Here is a 21761-nt window from a genome sequence, read left to right as displayed (position 1 = left end):
GTTCGTCATGTGTGGGTCATGTGGCACGCCGTGAGCGGAGAACAGCGAAAGCGCCGCCTCCGATCACCAGGACTGCCGCCGCCGCTCCGAGCGCAACCCACATCGTGGTGTTGTCGGAGGTGTCCGAGGTTGATGCTGCCGCCGAGGTCTTACCTCCTGCGGTGGCCTTCGTGGGCTGGGGAGAGGGCGGTGTCGACGCGGAGGGCGAGTTGCCCGCCGCGTCAGTGACGCCCGTCGCGTTCTCCCTGGCGAGGGGGTCGGTGTTGGCCGGGCCCGGGTTGAAGTTGCTTTGCTCCAGGACCATGCGGGGGCGGATCAGTCCGTAGCCGAGGTACGTGCTCGGGTCGTCCTTGGCCCAGTCGCGACCGGCGGTGTCGATCAGGCTGGCTAGGACCTGGTTGGCGGTCCAGTTGGGGTGGGCGGACCAGATTAGGGCTGCGGAGGCAGACGCGATGGCAGTGGCCTGGCTGGTGCCCTGGCTGGTGCAGTAGGAGCGGAACGTGTTGTCGCACCAGGTGGGGACGTCTAGACCGGGTGCAGCCAGGTCGACGTAGTTGCCGTGTTCCGAGAATTTTCCGACGGTTCCGGACTGGTCCGAGGCAGCAACACCGACTACGTAGGGGTAGGCCGCCGGGTACCCGATGAAGTTCTTCTCCTGGGCGTCATTGCCAGTGGCCGCAACCATCAACTTACCCTTGGACTGTGCGTACTTGACGGCTGCAAGAACATCCGGCCTTTCGACGTCTTCACCGAAGGACATGCTGATGATCTTGGCGTCGCTGTCAGCAGCAGCCCGGATCACTGCCGCCACCTGAGGGGCCTTGCTCGATTCGCTCTTGTCCGTCAGTTCGGTTGTGGCTATCCGATAAGGAACGATCTTCGCCCCCGGCGCGAGTCCCTTCAGGCCGCCGTCAGCGCCAGTGCCGACGATGAGCTCCGCCATGCTTGTGCCGTGACCGTCGTAGTCCTCAGTCGCCTTGTAAGCGACAGCTTTCGGCACCTCATCGGCGAGCACTTGCCCTTTCAGTGAAGCCGTGTCGGGGTTGACCCCCGAATCGACGACGGCCACCTTGATGCCCTTACCGGTGCTCGACTTCCACATCTCGTCGGCTTTCATCGCCGTCAGGTACCACTGCTGAGACTGGACGTCGGCGGCCGACGCGCTCGGAGCCCCTACCAAGAGGACGGCCAAGGCGCCGAGCGCTGAACAGACGGCGGAAACCCGTCTCCTGTTTCGTTCCGCGAAAGACGCGCTCCGCCCGCCGCGTCGGCTGCTGCCTGCCACCATGCCTCTGTCTGTCCTCGCTGTTGTCCGGTCAGTCGGTCGCCGACGCGTCGTCGCGCCGCTCGTCACGGCGCGAACGTGTTTCACCGGGACCCGGGTTGCGCGCAGAACCACGCGCCGCGCCCGGGCCACCGGGTGTGTTTCCCTTGGTCTTGCTTCCGGAAGGTCGTCCCTTCGGCGTTCCAACCGCACCGTCAGGACTGCCGACGGGACGGCGAGCCGACTGCCCCGCGCCCTTTCCCGTCGTGGAGCCGGGTGTTCCGATCACCCCACGCTGGCCGGGCTTCTCACCAGCGGCACGCGAGGTGGATGCGCCCTCGCCGCCGACGACCGTACCGCGCGGCAACCTCGAACCGTTGACACCGGGGGCGCCCCCGGTGACAGGCCTCCCGCCGACAATGCCATCGCCCGTACGTCCGGCGCCGGTACGTGCAGCGCCCGGACGTCCGGGGTTCGTGGCACCCATGCCGGTGACGGGACTGCGTGGGACACTGCCGGTACGTCCGGCCGCCGGCCCGCCAGTCTTCGGTATCCCGCCGACCACACCTCGTCCCATGGGGCCAGTGGTGCGGCCGCCTGTCTTCCCTGTTGCGGCGGTACGTCCCGTCTGCCCCACGGGGCCGGCCCCCGCACGCCCTGCTGAGGTACCGCCCGGCATACCGCCGACGCGCCCCTGCGCAGAGTTGGGAACCCTGGTTCCCGGCACGCCGCCGAACCCTGAGGTACGCCCGGCCGGCCCTCGGAATGTAGGGGGCACGCCGGCGGGGGCGTAGGGAGGAAGCGTTCCCGCAGGAGTTGCGTTCGGACCTGCCGTCGAGGGTGGTGTGCCAGTCGTTGGCTTCACAGTGTCCTGAGGCGGCAAAGTACCGACGCCGTCGATCTCCGTTCCCACATGCCGTTCGGGGAGCCTGGCGGTCTCCGCCCCGCTCTTGGGGGATTGCGGCAAGTCCTCCGCTCGCGGTCGCGTCGCCGCCGATTCCGCCAAGTGGTGGCCTGTGGCTCCGGAGTTACTCGCATCCGCCAGAGAACCCGGGAGGGGCTTGCCCTCGTCGAGGTGGTCAATCGGCAATGGCGGGGGCACCCCCACCGCAGGCATCTCCGGAAACACCGGCTCCTCCGCCAGTTCCATCATCCCGCTCGACACCGTGTAGAACGACGCCAGCCGGTACATCTGGTTGATCGCCTCTTGGCGGTCCTTCTCGGCCTTGACCGCCGCCGTGTACTCCTCGTTGCCGTCGACTCGTTGAGGCGTCGGGATGTCGTCGACCTTCTTGGGGACGATGCGGCTGTCGCGCGGCGGCATCGACTTGCGTACGGAGGCGAGGCCGGAGCTTGCTGCCAGGACCTGGGTGCCCACCTCGTCGGCGTAGCCGGCCAGGGCGAGGGCGGTGGTGGTGAGGTTCATGCCCCAGGTGTAGAAGGCGGTGTGGGCCTCGCCCTCCCAGTCGACGTCGCCCAGGTTGCGGCTGAGTTCGTTCGCGGCGTCGTTGATGGCGTCCCGGGCGTCGACCAGGGCCGTGGCCGCGCTCTCCATGGTCTCCGGGTTCGCCGACTCGACGATGTCGATCATGGCGTTGAGGTCGTAGCCCTCGAAGCTGGTGTTGCCGAAGCCGCCAGGACTGCTGAGGGACCCGGGGCTGATCACCACGGCTTTGTTCACCGCGTCGTCCACGCCGCTGTTCTGCTGGGCGGCGTCCTGGCGTTCCGTCTGGTAGTGGTCCGACTTCTTCTTGTGGTCGGCCATCAGTACCCCGCGTCGGTGTGGTCGGCGTCGTTGGTCCGCTCGGTCGGCTTGTTCAGCGCCTCTTCCCGGTCGCGGTTGACCTCGGTCCGGATCTCGTGGAACCGGTACCGCAGGTCCTCTTCGAGGTTGTCGAAGGTGACGTCCACGCCGTGCACGGCGATCTGCATGGCCTCCAACTGGAGGCCCAGCGACTTGGAGAGGCTCGTGATGCGTTCGTGGACGCGCTCGTACTGGAGGTGGAGCGTCTTTGCCTCCGGGAAGTTCCCCGCGCCGAAGGTGTGCTCCGCAAGGCTGTGGTCCGCCACCTTCGCCGAGCCGCCGGCGGATTTCTCGAAGGCCGTGAGCAGGTCGTCCACCCGCTTTTTGAACGTCGAGAGCGCCATATATCCGCGCCGTACGTCGGTGGAGCCCCCGCCCATGTCCGCAGGAATCACGACAACCACTCTCCCCGTTTCCCGCCGCCCGTCCCGGGCGGAACCGCACACGCCTTTCAAGTGTTCATGACCGCAACGCAACCACTGTAATGACTCCCTCTGACAGCCCCAACTGCCTTATGCAACAACCCTGCCACCACTGGAGCGCGAGCGGCCCATTCCTCACGTTCGGGGTGATTTCTCCTGCACCCAGCGCCGCGCCCCGACCTCACTCGGGTATTCGCGGACCGTGAGCATGGCCACGAACCAGCCGACGCCCCACGCGGCGATCGCCGGCAGGACCGGCGCCGCGATCAGCAAGGGGAGGATTCCGGCCCGGGCCAGCCCCGGTGCGCGTCCGCTCGCACCGCGCTTGGCCTGCCACATCTGCTGGGGAGTGGGAGGGTCGAGGAGTTTCCCGCGGTGGTCCCGGCGCTGCTTCACCCACCCCCCGACGACCGCGACACCGGACGCGGCCACCTGGGTCCAGTCCCACGCGGTACGCACCGTCGGCGGCAGATCGCTGCGCGGAACTCCGAGGTAGAGCCTCAGCGCGATGTAGCAGTAGAAGGCCAGGACGAGGAGGACGAGGACAGCCGTACGGACGCGGTACGCCCAGTAGCGCGCGCCTCGCTCGTACCAACCGGTGCCGAGGCCCGGCAGTTTCGGGATCCGCGCGGAGGCCTCGGAGACGGGAACGTCAGAAGATGCTCTTGATGCCATGCCACACGTCATCCTTCAGTCGTACGAAGTCGTCCCCGGTCTCCGACAGGACGTTGCCGGTGCCGTGCAGTACGCCGCCCACCACTCCGTGGTCGTGGATGTCCTCGCTCCAGTGCTCGTGGAAGGAGTGGTCGAGGACGTCTGTCGCGAGGATCGCCGACCCGACGCCGACCACGGCCACCGCGGCCGCGCCTTCGACGGGCAGGGCGGCCACCACCCCCGCGCCGACGGCCACGCCGCCGAGCGCGACACCGCCGTCGACGACCACCGAGTGCTGCCAGGACCAGCCCTTGTCGTGGTCGTCCTTCGCCTCCACCAGCCCGCAGGCGGCGGCCGCGGCGACGTCCAGCACCGGGATCTCCCTGAGGAACTCCGGGAGCTTGCCCACGCCTTCGCCCAGGCGCAGCGCGTCCGCCGCGTCGGCCAGTTTGACGTTGAGGGCCCGGTCGTAGGGAAGGGCGGTACTGCCGTGGTCGGCTCGGGCGATGGCGTCCTCGAGGGAGTCCACCTGCACCGCCGCGTCGCGGTAGGCGCCCTTGGCGGGGAGGTCGTCGGGCAGTGCGCGGCCCGCCTTCTGGAACGCCTTGCGCTCGGCGCGCAGTTCCTTCTTGGCGGCGCGCTCCTCGGCCTTCGCGCCGTCGATCAGCTTGCGGGCCTCCTTGCCGCCGGCCCGGGCGTCCTCGGCGTCGTAGGCGTAGAGGCCCCGCAGGGCGTCGGCGAGGGTGATCTTGTCGCCGGTCGAGACCGGCGCCGTCACCTGCGCGTACAGGCCCCGCAGTCCGTCCGCGGCGACCAGCCGTGCGTGCTGGGCGGTGTGCAGGATCTCGTCGCGCACCGTGCCGTACTCGCCGAGCGCGGCGATCGTCTTCCGGTCGTCGGCGCTGGGCGGGTCGGCGGTGAGGACGTCCAGCGGGACGCCCTTGTCCCCCATCGGCACGCCTTTGCCCGCGGCGACGTGCTCGGCGTTCTGGAGCGCCGTCTCGCAGGCGGAGAGCGCGCCGACGAGCGTGTCGAGGATGTCGCCCGCGCTGTGCACGAGGCTCGCGAAGGCGCCTGCGGCGAGCGCGTCCTCGCTCCAGGTGGCGCGGAAGGTCTCGGCCGCCTCGCCCTTCCAACTCGTGTCGCCGACCAGCCGTTCGACGGCCTGGCCGAGCGGGTGGACGACGTCCTCCAGCTTGCACTTGGCGTTCTTGTACGTGTCGGCCATCGTGCGCAGTCCGCCGATGTCGCCGCCGACCCAGCTGTCGGCCATCAGCCGTCACCCGCCATCAGGTCCTCGAACAGTCCGTGTACGTCGATGTCGTGCCGTCGGAAGGAGTCGCGGGCGTACGTCACCTTGTCGCCGTGGTCGTCGAGCCGGTCGGCGAAGCCGATGTGCAGGGCGACGATGAGGTCGGCGACCTCCTTGACGGCGTGGTCGAGCCCCGCGTCACCGCCCTCGACGACGGGCGGGGCCACGTCTGCGTGCAGCTTGCGGTAGTTGACGGCCTCGTCGTGGAAGGTCCTGGACATGGAAGTGAGGTCGCTCAGCACCGCCTTGAAGTCCACCGTCATCGGCGCGCCTCCCGCGCGAAGGCGGCCAGGTCGGCCGGCTGCCAGTTGTGCCGCCCGGGCGCGATCCACGGGTCGACGTGGACCGTGACGCCCAGCTCCCCCACGACCTCGGCCAGCGGCCCGAGCGAGGTCGCGGCCCACGGCTGCGCCTCACCCAGAGCGGCCACGAGTCCGTCCAGGGCGGTGAAGGCGAGGGCCACGGTTCCGTCGGTGGGGTGCTCGAAGAGTTCGTAGGTGATGAGGGGGATCAGGGCGGGTGCGCCGGTCGGGTCCGTGGTCGGCGTGTGGCGGGGGTGGGCCGGGACGAACACCGTGGCGTGGTACGCGGGTACGCCGGGTCTGGGGCCGGGTCGCACGGGCGGTTCCGGCTCGACGGCCGCGTCGGCTTCGACGTACTCCAGGATGCGTGACCTGCGGGGCTCCTGTGCCGACGGAGGCGCCGGAGCCGAGGCAGGGTCTCCGGGCGGCTCCGCCTCGACACGGTCGGCGTGGTCGGCGCAGTCGGCATAGTCGAGAAGGCGCGAACGGATCGGTATGCCCACCGCCGTCTCCTGTTCCCCGTGGACCCGCGGATGATGTGGCGGCACCACCGTAGCCAGGGAACTTTCGGGCAAGTCCGGCTATTTCAGGTTGCCGGAGCAGGGGCATGCGGAACTCATACGGGTGTTTGGCCGGGGTGCGGTCAGTGCTTGACCGGGGGATGACCAGGGGGTGGCGTTCCGGGCCCTGGTTCGGCCCACGACGCCTCGATCACCAGCCGCTGCCGGGTGGACTGTCGTAGGTGGAACGGCGGGTCGGGGGCAGCACGGTGGATCGCGTCACATCAGCGGAATGACCAGACCATCCCGACTTCCGTCTCCGACACGAGTACCAAGCCGAAGTCGAAGGTGCGCACGGAAAAGGAGTTCCACCCGGAAACCCGCTGGTAGTAGTCGCGGGTATCACTGCCGCGACGCCCGGTGTTCGCATAGAAGTGCGAGCTTTCGGGGAAGCGCGACAGGACGACACGGGCCTTCGCTTCGAGGGACTCCCTGCGCTCCTCGAAATCCGGTTCCTTTGTGACATCGATCCATGGCGTGGAAAGGGCCACGAGGAAGCGTAGAGCCTGAGAACGCGAGATCTCATGCAGGTAGGGCTTCCAGGCGTCCGCCGTCGCGACGACCTCCGGAGGCATGACGAAGGGGTAGGACGGTTCGTCGAGCCTTTCGAGTTCGCCCTCCCACATGTCCACCGTGCGCCAGCCGCGGGCGTCGCGGGTGTCACCGCGCATGAGGGTGGACAGGTCGAGCACCCAGTTCTCGTGCTCCCTGCTCGTCACCTTGGCGATGGTCGCCCGGCGCTCGTACATGTCGATCGCATCGGACCACGAACGCTCGTCGATTTCGGCCACCGCTGTCTCCTCACTCATCATCGGGGCGTGGACGTCGGGACCACGACCGGTGGGTCCAGGTTCGGTTCATGCCCCCGCGACCCTCCGCGCCCGTCTCCGTGCGTCTCGGATCGCCACCGCCGTGCCGCCGAGACCCGCCGCCAGGACCGCCGCCGCGACGACGACATAGGTGGCGAGGCGGGTGTTGCGCTCGTCGGGGGTCTCGCCGGTGTGGAACTTCGCGGGGCTCGGGGCCTCGGCGCCGCCCAGGCCGTTCCGGGGGCTCGGGGACTCGATGGGGCGGTCGTCCTCCGTCAGGGCGCGGACCGGGTCGACGACACCCCAGCCGACGAGTCGATCGTGGCCCGCGATGGTGCGTTCCGCGGTCTGCTCGATCTGGGCGACGATCTCGCGCGCGGTCCAGTCCGGGTGCCTCGCCTTGAGCAGCGCCGCCACGCCCGCCACGTACGGCGCCGAGAAGCTCGTACCGTTGTCGGAGCAGTGACCGCCCTGGGGGACCGTGGAGACGATGTCGACGCCGGGGGCGGCCACGCCCACGAAATCGCCGGACTGGGAGAAGGAGGCGCGTTCGTTGTTGCGGTCCGAGGCGGCGACCGCGAGGACGCCCTCGTAGGACGCCGGGTAGGTCTCCTTGACGTTGCCGCCCAGGCCGTCGTTGCCCGCCGACGCCACGACCACGACGTTCCGGTCCAGGGCCTCGTCGACGGCCAGCTCCAGGTCGGAGGTGGGTCGGACCGCGTTGGACGTGTCCTGGGAGATGTTGATGACCCCGGCCCCGGCCTGCACGGCGTAGCGGATCGCCGCGGCCAGGGACTTGGTGTCGCCGTGGCCCTCGGCGTCGTTCTGCTGGATCGGGATGACGGTCGCCTCGGGGGCCAGCCCCACGAAGCCGGTGCCGTCGAGGGGGCGGGCCGCGATGATGCCGGCGACCTTGGTGCCGTGCCCGACGGTGTCCGTGGTGCCGTTCTCGGCGCCGCGCTCGATCGGGTCGCCGTCGTCGTCCTTGAGGTTCTTCGGGAGGAGGTTGCGGCCGGCCTTCGTGTCCACCGCTGCGGTGAGCTGCGGGTTCTTCACGTCCACGCCTGTGTCGATGACGGCCACGCGGACGCCCTTGCCCTTGGAGCGGCTCCACAGTTCGTCCAGGAGGACCCGCTGGAGGGCCCAGGGGCGGCCCGGGTACTCGCCGTTGGGGAACGTGCACTGGTCCGAGTAGGGCAGCTTGTCCGCCGCCGACGCGGGGGGCGTGAGGACCGTCGCCGTGGTGAGGAGGGTCGCGGTCGCCACCAGAGCGGTACGCAGGGCCAGAGCGGTACGCAGGACCGGAGCGGTACGCAGCACCGGGGTCGTCCGCGGCACCGAGGCCGTCCGCGGCACCAGAGCCGTCCGAGGCGTCGTCGCCGTCCGCTGCACTGTCGTCCTCCTCCTCACGAGCCCTGCGGCTGGCGGGCCGCCGCCGTCGACAGGCGGGGGCCGGTGGGCAGGAACTCCGACCAGGCGGCCGGGATCGGCGCCGGGTCGATGTCCTTGTAGCCCAACAGGGTCTGGGCCTGCTGGGCCTCCTGTTGCTGCTGTTCGCGCTGCTGGGCGGTGGTGCCGATGCCCGCGTCGTCCGTCGCGCTGTCGCCGTTGGACTGGAGGACGTAGCGCAGGCCCGTGTCGGTGACGAGGAAGACCGGGCCGGTCGTGGTCGCCTCACCCTGGAACTGGCGGTAGAGCTGGCCGGAGCCCGGCGTCACATAGGCGCTGGAGGAGCCGGTGGGCAGCTTGGCCGGGAAGTCCGTACCCGCCCAGGTGCTCAGGGTCGTGGCGCCCGAGCCGGAGTTCACGCCGCGCAGGACGTTGCAGATCGTGCTGCGGCTCCCGGCGGCCCCCGACGCCTCGTTGACCGGCTCGGGGTCACCGGTGGGCCAGCGGTGCTCGGTGCCGAAGGCCTCGCCCGGCACGATCGCGCCGGGGCTCAGCTCGCGGGCGTGCCCGGCCTGACCGAGGGGCGCCAACTCCTTGCTGAACAGCAGCAGTTGGGCGGCGAAGGCGGACACGGGAGCGACGCGGCCGCTCAACACCACGTAGTACTGCTCGGTGTTGTTGTCGAACGCCTTGAGCACCATGCCGACCCGGTCGGCCGACGTGTCCAGCTGACCCGGTGCGCCGGCTGCCTCGCCCGGCTGTCCGGGGACGTCCGGGAAGGCGATCGGGTCGCCCTGGTGCAGGGTCGCCAGCCACTCCGCCGACACCCGTTGGGGCTCCCGGCCGGAACCGACCACCGCGCGCAGCAGCAACTCGTCGCTCTTGCCCATCGGGTAGGCCGTGCCGCCCGCGTCCACGACGTAGCGTCTGCCGTCCGGGTCCGCCACATAGAGCAGTTGGCCGTCGTGCAGACGCCCCGCACCCTCGGTCGCGTCCTTCTCGCGGGCGGCGAGGACCAGCGCCGCCTTCTGGACGGAGTCCCCGCCCCCCGCGCTCGGCCGCTCGCAGACCACCCATCGCTTCGCCTTGCCCGCCTCGGACGCCGAGGGCAGCCGGTCGGGGGCGTACGGGATGCCGACGGTGACGCCGTGCGGGATCTTGCCGCTGTCGAGGACGGACTCCGAGACGGTCACCACCTCGCCCTGCCCCTCTTCGAGGAGCAGTTTGGCGGAGGCCATGTTGAGGACCGGGTGCAGCTGGACCTCGTCGCCGGTCCGCAGCACCACATAGCGGGTGGTCGACTTGCTCGCGACGATCACCTTGGCGTTGGGCGCGTCCCAGCCCTTCGGCGCGGTCGGTCGGAACATGCCCCACGCCCCGAAGACGGCCATGACGAGCACCCCGACGACGATTCCGGGCAGGATCGAGCGCAACGGCCGCGGCGCTCCCTCCTCCGAGCCGTCGGGCGACGACTGGAGGAAGGCCGCGAGCATCCGGCGCTTCGCGAAGGTGTAGGCGTTGAGCTGGTCCCGCCGAGATGCCATCTGTGCCCGTCTCTCCCCGATTTCCGGCCGATCCGCGTGGTCCGCAGCGCGGTTGACCGGTTCCCCGTCTCCGATGTCAGAGCGGCCACCTACTATGCCCGGTAACCATGGGGACTTGAGGAGCGGGTAGGGTTCCCGGGCCGTCGAGTGCCCTGTGCGGCGCTGGAACACGGCCAGGTTGTGAGCGGAACGGGGGGACGGAGTGAGGGTTTCGGGTACGGGCGTGCGCTCCGTCGGCCGATCGCGGACGCGCGGTTCCTCGTCGACCGGTCAGCGGCCTCCCGAGCGGTCCGAACGGCCGTCGGCGCCGGGCACTCCGCACCTCAGGACGCGCGCAGGGCAGGGCGGGGCATTCCGGTTGCAACGCCTGGTCCTGCTGGAGATCGCGGCCGCCGTCCTGATCGTCGGCTGGGTGAGCGGTCCTGTGGTGCTCGTGGCGGCGGTGGTGGTCGCCGCTCTGCTGGTGGCCCTCGCCTTCGTACGCCGTCGCGGCCGCTCGCTTCCGCAGTGGCTGGCCACGGCACGGGAGCTGAAGTCCCGTCGACGGCTGGCCGCGCGGCTGGAGATACCGCCGGGGACGGAACCGGGGTTCGGGCCTGCCGTGGAATGCGATCCCGGGCTGCGGACGTACGCGTACGGCGGCCGGGACCGGCGGCCCGTGGGGATCGTCGGGGACGGCACGTTCGTCACCGCCGTTCTCCAGGTGGAGGCGGACACGACCGCGATGCGGGCCGAGCGCGGCCGGCAACCACTGCCGCTCGCCCTGGTACGGGACGCCCTCGAGGTGGACGGGATCCGGCTGGAGTCCGCGCAGATCGTGCTGCACACCCAGCCCGCGCCCGCTCTGCACCTGCCCCCGCAGTCCGTGGCCGTGGCCAACTACACGCCCTTGCAGGAACAGACCGGAGCACCGGCGGTACGCATCACCTGGATCGCCCTGAAGCTGGATCCGGAACTGTGTCCGGAGGCCGTGGCCGTCCGCGGCGGCGGTGCGATCGGGGCGCAGAAGTGCGTCGTACGGGCGGTGGATCACCTCGCGAGCCGGCTGACCGGCGCCGGATTCCGGGCGACCGTCCTCGACGAGGAGGAGCTCACGACCGCCTTCGCCACGTCCGCCTGCGCCAACCCGCTGGTGACGGCGGAGGCCGGGCGGACCGGGACGGTGGAGCGGCGGACCGAGGAGACCAGCCGGAGCTGGCGCTGCGACAACCGCCGTCACACCACGTACTGGTTGCGCCGGTGGCCCGCGGTGGGCGGCGACGGCCCGTCGCTCCCCCAGTTCGTCGCCCTGGTCACGGCCGTTCCCGCGCTCGCCACCACGTTCAGCGTCACCCTCGCGCGAGGTGACCGGCAGGAGGTGTCGCTGTCCGGGCACATCCGGGTGACGGGGCGCAGCGACGACGAACTCGTGGCGGCCCGGCGGGCGGTGCAGGGCGCGGCCCGGCACACCGGCGCCGGGCTCGCCCGTCTCGACCGGGAGCAGGTGCCCGGCATGCTCGCGACGCTGCCGCTCGGAGGTGCTCGGTGACGGCGACGACGACACGCGGAGCCTCGGCTTCCGGCGAACCGGAGCCGTCCGCCGGCCGGCCCGGACGCCGCTCGCCGCGCAGCGGCTTCGGCCTGAGGGGGCCGCGGCACGGCCGGCACTCGGTGTCCGCGGACCAACTGGCCGCGCTCGCCCTGCCCATCGGGGACGACGGTGTCGTCATCGGCGTCGGCGCCGAGGGGCGGCCGGCCGTGCTGGGGATCAACCGGCCCACGCCGTACGACGTCGTCCTGATCGGCGGGCTGTGGACCGCGCAGGTCCTCGCACTGAGGACGGCGGCGACCGGGGCCCGGGTGGCCGTGGAGACGGGGCGGCCGCAGGCCTGGGTGCAGATGGTGCACGCGATGGGCGGCGGGCAGAACGGACTTGCCGTGTACGAGGTCGGCCGGGTGCCTCCGCAGGGCGCTTCGGCGGGTACGCCCGTGCTGGTGGTGCGGGACTGCGGGATGCGCCCGCCGCGCGGCCGGGTCACCTCCGGGCCCTGGCAGTCCGTGCTGACGCTGCTGCCGTATCTCAGTCCGGTCGCCCCGCGGCTGGTCCGGCAGGCCCGGCTCGTCGGCGTACAGCGGATCTCGCCGGACGAGGCCGCGGAACTGGGCCGCGCGCTGTCACTGCCCCGCGGGGACGTGGAGGCGCTGCCCACGCTCACCGACGGGTTCACCTTGTGGTGTGCCGACCGCGACCGGCAGTACGTGATGACGCAACCCACGGATGCGGAGATCGGGTTGCTGGGCACCCCGAGACGGATGGACTGACGCGGCGGCTTCTCCCTTCATCTGTGCGGCACTTCGGCTGTTATGGCCGTTTTGCCGAGTGTCCTGAAGCGCGTGTGCGGCCCTTTCGGGGGTGCGTGACGTGGTGGACTGATGCTGAGGGGTGGGCGGGCCTGCCGAGGTGGGCCGTCTGATGATTAGGCTGGTACGGGGCGCGATGCCGGAAACCATGGGGTGGACGTCGGCGTCTCCCGGGGGAAAGCCGCATCGGACGACGTCAGACGGCCTCGAACCATTCAAGGACGACAAGCGAACGGTCGCCCCGGCACGGCATGAGGGTGCTCGACCACATCAGGAGGAATTGTGAGCAGCGATCGGGACGGGAACCGCGGGGGCTGGGCCACACCCGGCGATGACCAGCCCGACGCGGAGTCCTCTGTCGAGGCGACGGGCGAGTTCACCATCGACTACGCGCCGCCGGCTTGGTACACGCAGAACACGGGCGGCGGTTCGGGTCCGGCACCCGGCACGGAAGCCGGCCCGGGGGCGGCGGGTACACCCGGAGCGCCGGTCACGCCGCCCGCGCCGCCCGCGCCGGAGGCTCCGTTCGCGCCGGTTGCACCGCAGGCAGCGCCCGCGCCGGAAGCTCCATTCACACCGGCTGCGCCCCCGGCACCGCCCGCGCCCGAAGCTCCGTTCACGCCGGCTGCACCGCCGGCAGCGCCCGCGCCTGAAACTCCGTTCACCCCGGTCGCGCCCCCAGCACCGCCAGCGCCCGAAGCTCCATTCACACCGGCTGCACCGCCGACAGCGCCCGCGCCTGAAACTCCGTTCACACCGGTCGCGCCCCCAGCACCGCCCGCGCCCGAAGCTCCGTTCACCCCGGTCACGCCGCCCGCGCCGGAAGCTCCGTTCGCCCCGGCTGCACCGCAGGCAGCGCCCGCGCCTGAAACTCCGTTCAGCCCTGCTGCACCGCCCGCGCCGGACGGGGGTTTCCCCCTGGCTGCGCCGGGCGTGCCGGTCACTCCGGTGGCTCCGCCTGCGCCGCCCGTTCACCCTGCTCCGCCCGTTCCAGCGGCTCCCGCCGTGCCTCCCGGCGCGGGGTCGGTCGCCGTGCCGGGCCTTCCGGCGGGCAGCGGGTTCGAGCCGCAGCCTCACCAGCAGCAGGCCGAGGCCCAGTGGGGAGCCACGGGGGCTTCGGCGGGTGACGAGGAGAGCGGTTCCGGAAACGGGGACCTGGAGAGCGGTGCGACCATGCGCTTCTCCGCGGCCGCCCTCAAGCGGGAGATCGCGGAGAACGCCGCCGTCGTACAGGGCGAGCCCGAGACGCCCGTGGAGCCGGAGGCCGAGGCCGCCGATCCCTCCTCGACCACCGGCTCTGTGCCGTCCGAGGACGCGGATGCGTCGGATGCATCCGCCGATGCGGGCGTATCGGACGGCGACGAAGCTACGGCCGTTGCCGCCGAGACCGGTGCCGAGACTGAGGCTGCCGCCGAGGCCGAGGCAGAAGTCCCATCCGACGGGACGGCCGACGAAAGCGGCACCGCACCGGACGGGGAAGGCGTCTCCGAGGCTCCCGCGGGCGACGAGGCGGCGATCCAGGACGCCGAGGCCGTGACGGGCCCCGCACCCGACAGCGCCGCCGTCATCGAGGACGCGGCCCCGCAGAACGGCTCCGCCGTCGAGGAGCCCTCGGACGCCGTCCCCACGGGCCCCGCCGAGCCGCAGGGCAGCGTGCCCCCGGACGCCGTTCCCCCCGCGCAGCCCGCCTGGACTCCTCCGCCGGCCCCGCAGAGCGAGCTGCCTCCGCTGCCGCCGTCGTACCAGCCCGCGGCACCCGCACCAGCGGCCCAGTGGCCGGCACAGCCACAGCCCGCCGATGCCGTTACGCCCGCTCCCGCGCCTGCGGCGCCTGTCCAACAGCCGCCCGTTCACCCGCCCGTCCAGCCGCAGGCAGTCCCGCCCGCGCCGGTCGGCTGGAACCCGCCGACCCCGGAGCCGGCCCCGGCCGCACCGCAGCCGGGCTACGGTTTCCCGCAGCCCCCCGCTCCCGCCCCGGCGGCCCAGCAGCCTCCTGCCCCGCAGCCGGGCTACGGTTTCCCGCACCCCGGTGGCGCTCCGGCCCCCGCCCCTCAGCCGCAACCGGCCGCCCCGGCACCCCAGCCGCCCGCCGGCTACGGCTTCCCCCCGCCCACCGACGCGCCGCCCGCCCCCGGCGCCTACGGCTTCCCGCAGCAGAACACCGGACCCACAGCACCCGCCCCCGCGCCGCAACCGGCCCCTCCGGCACCCCAACCGCCCACCGACGCCCACGCCCCCGCCGGCTACGGCTTCCCCCCGCCCACCGACGCGCCGCCCGCCCCCGGCGCCTACGGCTTCCCGCAGCAGAACACCGGACCCGCAGCCCCCGCGCCGCAACCAGCCGCCCCGGCACCCCAACCGCCCACCGACGCCCATGCCCCCGCCGGCTACGGCTTCCCTCACCCCGCCGACGCACCGCCCGCCCCCGGCGGCTACGGCTTCCCGCAGCCACCGGCACCGCAGCCCCAGCAGCCGCAGGCCCCGCAAGCGCACCCCGGCTTCCCGCAGCCGGGCATCCCGCAGCAGGCGGACGGGCAGCCCCCGGCGGCCGCCTACCAAGGGTTCCCGCAAGGAGCCCCACAGGGTGCGCCTCAGGGCTTCCCCGGGCAGCCTCCCCAGCCCCAGCCCCAGCCCCAGGCACCGCACGCGGCCGTCCCCGACGCGTCGCAGGGCCCGCAGCCGCCCCAGCAGCCCCAGCCGCCCGTCGACCCCCGGGCCGGGGCCGCCTGGCCGCAGCCGATCCAGCACGACCAGCGGCAGCCGGTCAACCCCGGTGCGGCGCCGCTGGGTTACACGGCCGCCGTGGAGCTGTCCTCCGACCGGCTGCTCAACAACAAGCGGCAGAAGGCGAAGAGCGGGCGGCCCGCCGCCGCTTCCTCCCGCTTCAAGCTCGGTGGCAAGAAGGAGGAGGCCGAGCGGCAGCGCAAGCTGGAGCTGATCCGCACGCCGGTGCTGTCCTGCTACCGGATCGCCGTCATCAGCCTCAAGGGTGGCGTGGGCAAGACCACGACCACCACCGCGCTCGGCTCCACCCTCGCCACCGAGCGCCAGGACAAGATCCTCGCGATCGACGCCAACCCGGACGCCGGCACGCTCGGCCGCCGGGTGCGGCGCGAGACCGGGGCGACGATCCGTGACCTCGTCCAGGCGATCCCGTACCTCAACTCGTACATGGACATCCGGCGGTTCACCTCCCAGGCGCCGTCCGGCCTGGAGATCATCGCCAACGACGTCGACCCGGCCGTGTCCACGACCTTCAACGACGAGGACTACCGGCGCGCGATCGACGTGCTCGGCAACCAGTACCCGATCATCCTCACCGACTCCGGTACCGGTCTGCTCTACAGCGCCATGCGCGGGGTGCTCGACCTCGCCGACCAGCTCATCATCATCTCCACGCCGTCCGTGGACGGGGCGAGCAGCGCCAGCACGACGCTGGACTGGCTGTCCGCGCACGGGTACGCCGAGCTCGTCTCCCGGTCCATCACCGTCATCTCCGGGGTGCGCGAGACCGGCAAAATGATCAAGGTCGACGACATCGTGTCGCACTTCGAGACCCGCTGCCGCGGTGTCGTCGTCGTGCCGTTCGACGAGCACCTGGCCGCGGGCGCCGAGGTCGACCTCGACATGATGCGGCCGAAGGTCCGGGAGGCGTACTTCAATCTCACGGCGATGGTCGCGGAGGACTTCATCCGCCACCAGCAGCGCCAGGGCCTGTGGACCAGCGACGGCAACCCGCCGCCGGTGGCCGCCCCGCCGATGCCGGGCCAGCAGATGCCGGGCCAGCCGGTGCCCGGGCAGCCGTATCCGCCGCAGGCGGGCCAGCCGTACCCGCAGGCGCCCCAGCCCGGCCCCGGGCAGCCGTACCCCCCGCAGCAGGGTCAGCCCCAGGGACAGCCGTATCCGCAGCAGCAGCCGGGGCAGCCGTATCCGCAGCCGCAACCCCAGCCGGGGCAGGATCCGTACGCCCAGCCGCAGCCGCCGCAGCAGCAGAACCCGGGGTATCCCCCGGACGGCTACGGCTACCCGCAGCACCCTCAGGCCCACCAGGCCCCCCAGGCCCCTCAGCCCGGGCAGCCTCCGCAGCAGTGAAAACGCGAAGGGCGGCCGGTGTCCTGGGACACCGGCCGCCCTTCGGGCGTTCGTCGGTCGAGCCGGGGCGGGGCGGCTACCGCGCCGCCACCAGCTCCTTGCAGCGCTTCACGTCCTCGGCCATCTGCTCCAACAGCCCTTCCAGCGACTCGAACTTCGCCTGGCCGCGCACGAAGGCGAGGAAGTCGACGGCGACGTGCAGGCCGTAGAGGTCGAGGCCGACGCGGTCGATGGCGTACGCCTCCACCGTGCGCTCGGTGCCGTCGAACTGCGGGTTGGTGCCGACGGAGATCGCGGCCGGCATCGCCTCGCCGTTCGCGTGCAGCCAGCCCGCGTAGACGCCGTCCGCCGGGATCGCGGTGTGGGGCAGGGTCTCGACGTTGGCGGTCGGGAAGCCGAGTTCCCGGCCCCGCTGCGCCCCGCGCACCACGATCCCCTCCACCCGGTGCGGGCGGCCGAGGATCTCCCCGGCGCCCGCGACATCGCCCTCGGCGACCAGCCGCCGGGTAAGCGTCGAGGAGAACGGCTGCCCGCCGCCCGCCTCACCGCACAGCACCAGGTCGACGACCTCGACGTCGAAGTCGTAGACCTTGCCCTGCTCGGTGAGGAACTCGACGTTGCCCGCCGCCTTGTGACCGAAGCGGAAGTTGGGACCCTCGACGACCGCCTTGGCGTGCAGCTTGTCGACCAGGACCTTGACCACGAAGTCCGCCGGGGACAGCTTCGAGAACTCCGTGGTGAAGGGGAGGATCAGCAACGCGTCCACACCCAGTTCGGCCATCAGCTCGGCGCGGCGGTGGTGCGGGGCGAGCAGCGGCGGGTGGCTGCCGGGGCGGACGACCTCGCTGGGGTGCGGGTCGAAGGTGACGACGACGGCGGGAACGCCCAGTTCACGGGCGCGGTCCACGGCGTGCCGGATGATCAGCTGGTGCCCGCGGTGGACCCCGTCGTAGGAGCCGATGGTGACGACGCTGCGTCCCCAGTCCTCGGGGATGTCCTCCAAGCCACGCCAGCGTTGCACTGTGACCGCTCCTCGAACCCGTGTCCGTATCTACCATTGCCTCTTACGCAGGACTAAGGGTGCCATGCCGGGTGCTTCCGGCCCGCATCGGCATGGGGGCTGTGACCCGACCCACGTGAGTCGGGCCACGTGGGCGACGCGTCACACGGCCGACGCGTCACGCGGGCACCCGCACCCCCGCCAGGTTCTCGATCGTCCGGCGGGCGCTGGGGCCGACCACAGCAGCCCACTCCCCCGGCGCGTCCGTGAGCCAGTCCACCACCCGCGCGGCGAAGCCCGGGACGTGCCGGGCCAACTCGACCAGACCGCGGTCGAAGCGGGTCGCGCCGTCGGGGGTGCGGACCAGGAGGAGGCCGGTGCGGTGGACGAGAGCCCGCAGGTCCTCGCCGCCACGCCCGGCGGCACCGTGCAGTACGGCGTCCAGGACCTCCGGAGCGCGTTCGCGGGTGAGGAGGTGCTCCAGCAGTTCGTCACGCAGGGGACGGGACTCCGGGGCACCGGGGGCGGCCAGTACGCCCGCCAGCGCGGCCCGCACCTGCTCGGGCCCGCCGTCCTCCAGCAGTCCCGTGACCAGCGGCAGGAGGACGGCCCGGGCGGCAGGGTCGTGGTCGAGGCGCCGGTCGACGTACGCGGCCACATGCCCGGCGGCCTCCGGTCGCCGCTCGACCACCTCCCGGACGAGAGCGGCGGCCCGCTGGGCCAGGGCGGGCGTGGTGACGTCGGCGAGGGCGCGCAGGACGCTGCCGGTGTCCGCGCGGTCGGGGCCGCACAGACGGGACCGGAAGGCGTCCAGGACCGGCTCGGGGTGGGTCCCCAGGGCGGCGAGCAGTGCGCTCGGCGGCAGCTGCGGGTCCCCCGCCGTGAACCGCTCCAGCGCCTGCGGGAGGTACCGGGAGCGGGTCTCAGGGTCCCGGACGAGGAGGGCGAGCGCGCCACCGTGCGGGGCGCGGTCGGCGGGGCGGGCCAGCAGGACGAGGGCCGCGTAGCGCAGCAGCCGGTGGTCGGCCTCCGTCCGGATGTGCGGGGCGACGCGCAGTCCGTACGTCATCGCCGCGACCCACCGGGCCTGCCGCTCGTCGTGCGCCCAGCGGTCGACGGCCCGGCACAGCGCGGACGGCTCCTCCTCCGCCAGTACGGCGAGCAGCTCGTCGGCGCGGGGGTGCGCGCAGTCGACGAGAGCCTCCGTGAGGTCGTCCAGCGCCCGGTGCCGATGGGTGTGCAGCAGCGCCTGCGCCGCCGTCGCCACGGTGGCGTGCGGGGTCGCGGGCAGCGGCCGCTCGTCGTCGAACCAGTGGGTGAGGCACGGCTGTACGGCGGCGGGGTCGGCGGCGAGGAGCCGGGCGACGGCGTCGAGGTAGCGGGGCGCGTCCGCGTCGTGCGGGGCGCAGTCGGCGAGGACCAGACGGCGCAGCAGGTCGAGTCGGGCGTCGGCGGGGAGGGCGAGCCCGGTCCAGAACGCGGGGCCGAAGTCCACGAACCGGCCGTGCGTCTGGGCCCCCGCGCCGATCAGGTCCGCCAGCAGGCGCAGGACGCCCGTGTACGGCGTCGCGTCCGGGACGCGCAGCAGGGTCTCGGTGAGCAGCCGGGCGGCCCACCACGAGTCCGGGTCGGCATCCAGGGCGTGGACCAACTCCCGCAGCCGTAGCGCGAGTCGGTGCGGGCCCTGCTGGCGGGCGAGGAGCAGCAGAGCCTGGACGACGGGACCGACCCGGTGGTGCGGGACGGGCAGCGGATGTCCCCCGTCGGGCGCGCGACGGCGGTGGAACAGGGCGCGCAGGGCCTCGTCCAGGTCGAGGTGGATGCCCTGGATCCAGTCGGCGAGTTCCTCGTGGGCGAAGCGGTAGCCGCGGCCCGCGGGCACCAGGAGGCCCTCGGTGAGGACGGCGGACGCCCAGCCGGCACCGCCGCCGAGGCGGGCCGGCGCCTGGCCCCAGGGGAACACCGCCTCGAACGACGCCCGGTCCAGTTCGCCCTGGCCGGGCCCGAGACTGCGGCGGGCGGCTTCATGCAGCTGGCCGGAGACCTTCGCCGCGAGACGGCGTACGGCGGTGCCGCGCAGCCCGTTCTCGGCGGCGAGGCGCACCGCGACGCGCAGGCACATCAGGTCGAGGTACGCGGACAGGACGTCGTCGCGGTCGACGGGCGCCGGGCCCTGCGGGCCGGGGAGGGCCGCACGCACCTCGGAGAGGAGACGGAGGGTGAGCGGGTGCCGGTCGTCGGGGGCGGCGAGCGCGCCCTCGGGTACGGAGTAGCGGACGCGGGCCTCGCGCGCCTCGTCGGCGGTGAGATCACCGAGGCGGACGCACGGCGGGAGCGGGTCCCCGGCCACCGTGGCCCCGTACAGCAGCTCCGGCGGGAACTCCGCGCCGGCGCGTTCCCAGTACTCCCCCCGACACGCCACCACCAGCCGCGTGCCCGTCTCCCGCAACCATTCGGCCGTGCCCTCGGTCCACTCGGCGAGCCGGTGCGCGAGGACCGGGGGCATCTCCTCGGGCCCGTCGAGAAGCAGCAGCAGGGGGCGTCCGACGGCCCGGGCGAGGTGGGCGAGCCGCTCGGGGGTGACATCACCGAGGCCGCCGGGGCTGGACGACCCGAACAAATCGGCCCCCGGCCCCCGCCCCGGAACCGCTGCCGAACCCGCTGCCGAGGCCGAACCCGAGGCCGCCACGATGCGTGCCGCGCCGCTCAGCGCGCGGCGGGCCGCGTCGGCGAGGGAGTCGTCCCCGGCCTTCAGATCGGCGCCGCGCAGCCACAGGGTGGGGGCCGGCCGTGCGCCCCGGTCGCGGCGCGCGGCGAGGGCGGCGAGTTCCGTCGTACGACCGCTGCCCGGTGCGCCGACGAGGCCGAGGACGGCCGCCGGGCTCGTCACGAAGGCGGCGAACTCCCTTGCCGGGACGGCGCGTTCGATCGGATCGGCCGAGGCTGCGAAGGAGTCGGTCGCGGTACGGCCGAGGGGGCCGGACAGCGCTCCGGGCGGGCCGTCCGAACCGACCGACGTGGCGGTGAGTTCGAGGAGACCGGCCAGGTTGAGGTCGGCGCCGTAGGCGGGCACGGTGGCCGCGTTACGGGCGAGCAGTTCGGCCAGCGGGCCATCGGACGCACTCCCCGCCCCGGCCCCGGCCGCGGCCACCCACGACCCGGCCCCCGTCCCCGCAGAACCGCCACCGCCACCGCGAGTGGCGTCGGCACCCGCAATCGCCTCACCCACTCCCGCGGGCGGCGCCGTCATCGCCTCGCCGTCGCTCACGTGGTCGCTCGGCGGCAGGCCCACAGGGTTGTCGTCGGCCGTCGGCACGTCGTCGGTCAGCAGGCTGCCGTCGATCGTCGGAATGCCGTCGGTCGTCGGGATCCGGGGGCGCAGCGGCACCGCGAAGCCGACGTCGCGGTGGCCGGACTGGAGGGCGGTGCCGAGGACGGCGACGACCGCGCCGGTCTCGGCGTCGAGGACCGGTCCCCCGGCCGCGCCACCGCCGAGCCGCAGCGCGTCCCGGCCCGCCGTGCCGATCGCCAGCTCCAGAGCGTCGTCGAGGAGGTGGAAGCGGTCCGTCGCCGTGTACGTCACGGACGTCTCGGCCAGCACCCGCGCCTCGCGCCAGCAGCCGGCGGCCAGCCGGACGTACCGGCCGGTCTCGACGCCGTCCCGCACGGTCATCGGGAGCGGGACCCCGCCGAGGCCCTCGGTGCGGACAAGGGCCAGGTCGAGTTCCGGGAGGGGGGTGACCGCGTCGTCGGTCACCACGCAGCTGCGGTCGCCGACGCCGTACAGGACGAGCCGGGGCAGGCCGTCGACCGCCTCATGGCTGGTGACGACCGTGCCGTGGTGGTCGGCGACGAACCCGGTGCCGCGCGGCCGGCCGGCGAGGTCGCGGATCCGGACGAGCGAGGCATCGGCGTCAGCGGCGAAGTCCGAGGCGAAGGCCGCGTCCCGGGGAGCCGGGACATCCGAGGTATCCGGGGGAGCCATGGGAGCCATGGGATCCAAGGGGCCCGGGGGATCCGCCGGGCGGTTCCCGGTCGTGCGTCGCAGAGAGTCGTGCCGCGGTGTCCGCGGGCCTCGTCCCGCCATCGTCGTACCTCCCGCCGCGCCCGCGTGCCCTGTGTCCGACGGTAGGGGCGGGATGATCAGCGGGACAGCTCACGGAGCGAACGCGCCCCCCTGCACTCCCTCGGTTCACTCCGAGCGCCTGCCCGGACGGGTGAATGAACGGGAGCCTCTGGATACACCCTAGGGGTGGGGGAACCGAGGGG

Annotated in this window: 15 protein-coding genes and 1 pseudogene; 4 read left to right on the top strand and 12 right to left on the bottom strand. The window is 72.7% G+C overall.

Annotated features, from left to right (window positions below):
• Positions 1-16: 16 nt before the first annotated feature.
• The 10 genes from G9272_RS32725 to eccB all read right to left on the bottom strand — a co-directional run bounded on the left by G9272_RS32725 (position 17) and on the right by eccB (position 10060).
• Positions 17-1192 (bottom strand): S8 family serine peptidase, encoded by a 1176-nt coding sequence (locus tag G9272_RS32725; protein WP_253268009.1) that lies wholly within the window; start codon positions 1190-1192, stop codon positions 17-19.
• 124 nt (positions 1193-1316) lie between these two features.
• On the bottom strand, positions 1317-2957 hold the full coding sequence (locus G9272_RS32720) for a WXG100 family type VII secretion target (RefSeq protein WP_171399847.1): 1641 nt from the start codon (positions 2955-2957) through the stop codon (positions 1317-1319).
• Between the two features lie 71 nt (positions 2958-3028).
• Positions 3029-3463: a hypothetical protein gene (locus tag G9272_RS32715; protein WP_253268008.1), complete on the bottom strand. Its 435-nt coding sequence runs from the start codon at positions 3461-3463 to the stop codon at positions 3029-3031.
• Between the two features lie 162 nt (positions 3464-3625).
• Positions 3626-4165 (bottom strand): hypothetical protein, encoded by a 540-nt coding sequence (locus G9272_RS32710; RefSeq protein WP_171399846.1) that lies wholly within the window; start codon positions 4163-4165, stop codon positions 3626-3628.
• Positions 4143-5417, bottom strand: coding sequence for a WXG100 family type VII secretion target (locus tag G9272_RS32705; protein WP_171399845.1), 1275 nt, complete (start codon positions 5415-5417; stop codon positions 4143-4145). The genes G9272_RS32710 and G9272_RS32705 overlap by 23 nt, the downstream gene beginning before the upstream one ends.
• Positions 5417-5719 (bottom strand): DUF6317 family protein, encoded by a 303-nt coding sequence (locus G9272_RS32700; protein WP_171399844.1) that lies wholly within the window; start codon positions 5717-5719, stop codon positions 5417-5419. Before G9272_RS32700 ends, G9272_RS32705 begins: the two co-directional genes overlap by 1 nt.
• Positions 5716-6261, bottom strand: a complete 546-nt coding sequence (locus G9272_RS45540) for an SAV_915 family protein (protein WP_253268007.1) — start codon at positions 6259-6261, stop codon at positions 5716-5718. Before G9272_RS45540 ends, G9272_RS32700 begins: the two co-directional genes overlap by 4 nt.
• Positions 6262-6542: 281 nt before the next feature.
• A complete protein-coding gene (locus tag G9272_RS32690) occupies positions 6543-7109 on the bottom strand; it encodes a hypothetical protein (RefSeq protein WP_171399843.1) in 567 nt (188 codons plus the stop codon).
• Between the two features lie 66 nt (positions 7110-7175).
• Positions 7176-8408 carry a type VII secretion-associated serine protease mycosin gene (gene mycP / locus G9272_RS32685; RefSeq protein ID WP_171402267.1) on the bottom strand — a complete coding sequence of 411 codons (1233 nt, stop codon included), beginning with the start codon at positions 8406-8408 and terminating at the stop codon, positions 7176-7178.
• 125 nt (positions 8409-8533) lie between these two features.
• Entirely contained in the window at positions 8534-10060 is a 1527-nt protein-coding gene (eccB, locus tag G9272_RS32680; protein WP_171399842.1) for a type VII secretion protein EccB, read from the bottom strand.
• Between the two features lie 223 nt (positions 10061-10283).
• On the opposite strand from eccB, the gene eccE reads away from it, so the two are divergent.
• The 4 genes and pseudogenes from eccE (at position 10284) to G9272_RS32665 (ending at position 16492) form a co-directional block, all read left to right on the top strand.
• Complete coding sequence (gene eccE, locus G9272_RS32675; protein WP_437184327.1) at positions 10284-11588, top strand: type VII secretion protein EccE; 1305 nt, start codon at positions 10284-10286, stop codon at positions 11586-11588.
• Positions 11585-12361, top strand: coding sequence for a hypothetical protein (locus G9272_RS32670; protein ID WP_171399840.1), 777 nt, complete (start codon positions 11585-11587; stop codon positions 12359-12361). Before eccE ends, G9272_RS32670 begins: the two co-directional genes overlap by 4 nt.
• 321 nt (positions 12362-12682) lie before the next feature.
• Positions 12683-12763: pseudogene (locus G9272_RS46465) on the top strand (SCO5717 family growth-regulating ATPase); the annotation flags it as partial.
• A gap of 810 nt (positions 12764-13573) precedes the next feature.
• Entirely contained in the window at positions 13574-16492 is a 2919-nt protein-coding gene (locus G9272_RS32665; RefSeq protein WP_171402266.1) for a MinD/ParA family ATP-binding protein, read from the top strand.
• Between the two features lie 76 nt (positions 16493-16568).
• Here G9272_RS32665 and G9272_RS32660 read toward each other — a convergent pair whose 3' ends face one another.
• Positions 16569-17513 (bottom strand): bifunctional riboflavin kinase/FAD synthetase, encoded by a 945-nt coding sequence (locus G9272_RS32660; protein WP_171399839.1) that lies wholly within the window; start codon positions 17511-17513, stop codon positions 16569-16571.
• A gap of 157 nt (positions 17514-17670) precedes the next feature.
• Entirely contained in the window at positions 17671-21486 is a 3816-nt protein-coding gene (locus tag G9272_RS32655; RefSeq protein WP_437184326.1) for a trypsin-like peptidase domain-containing protein, read from the bottom strand.
• Between the last annotated feature and the right edge of the window lie 275 nt (positions 21487-21761).

Source organism: Streptomyces asoensis (genome assembly GCF_013085465.1).
Classification (GTDB): Bacteria; Actinomycetota; Actinomycetes; order Streptomycetales; family Streptomycetaceae; genus Streptomyces; species Streptomyces cacaoi_A.
Note: the sequence above shows the minus strand (reverse complement) of the source record. Positions and strands in the feature narration are given on the sequence as shown.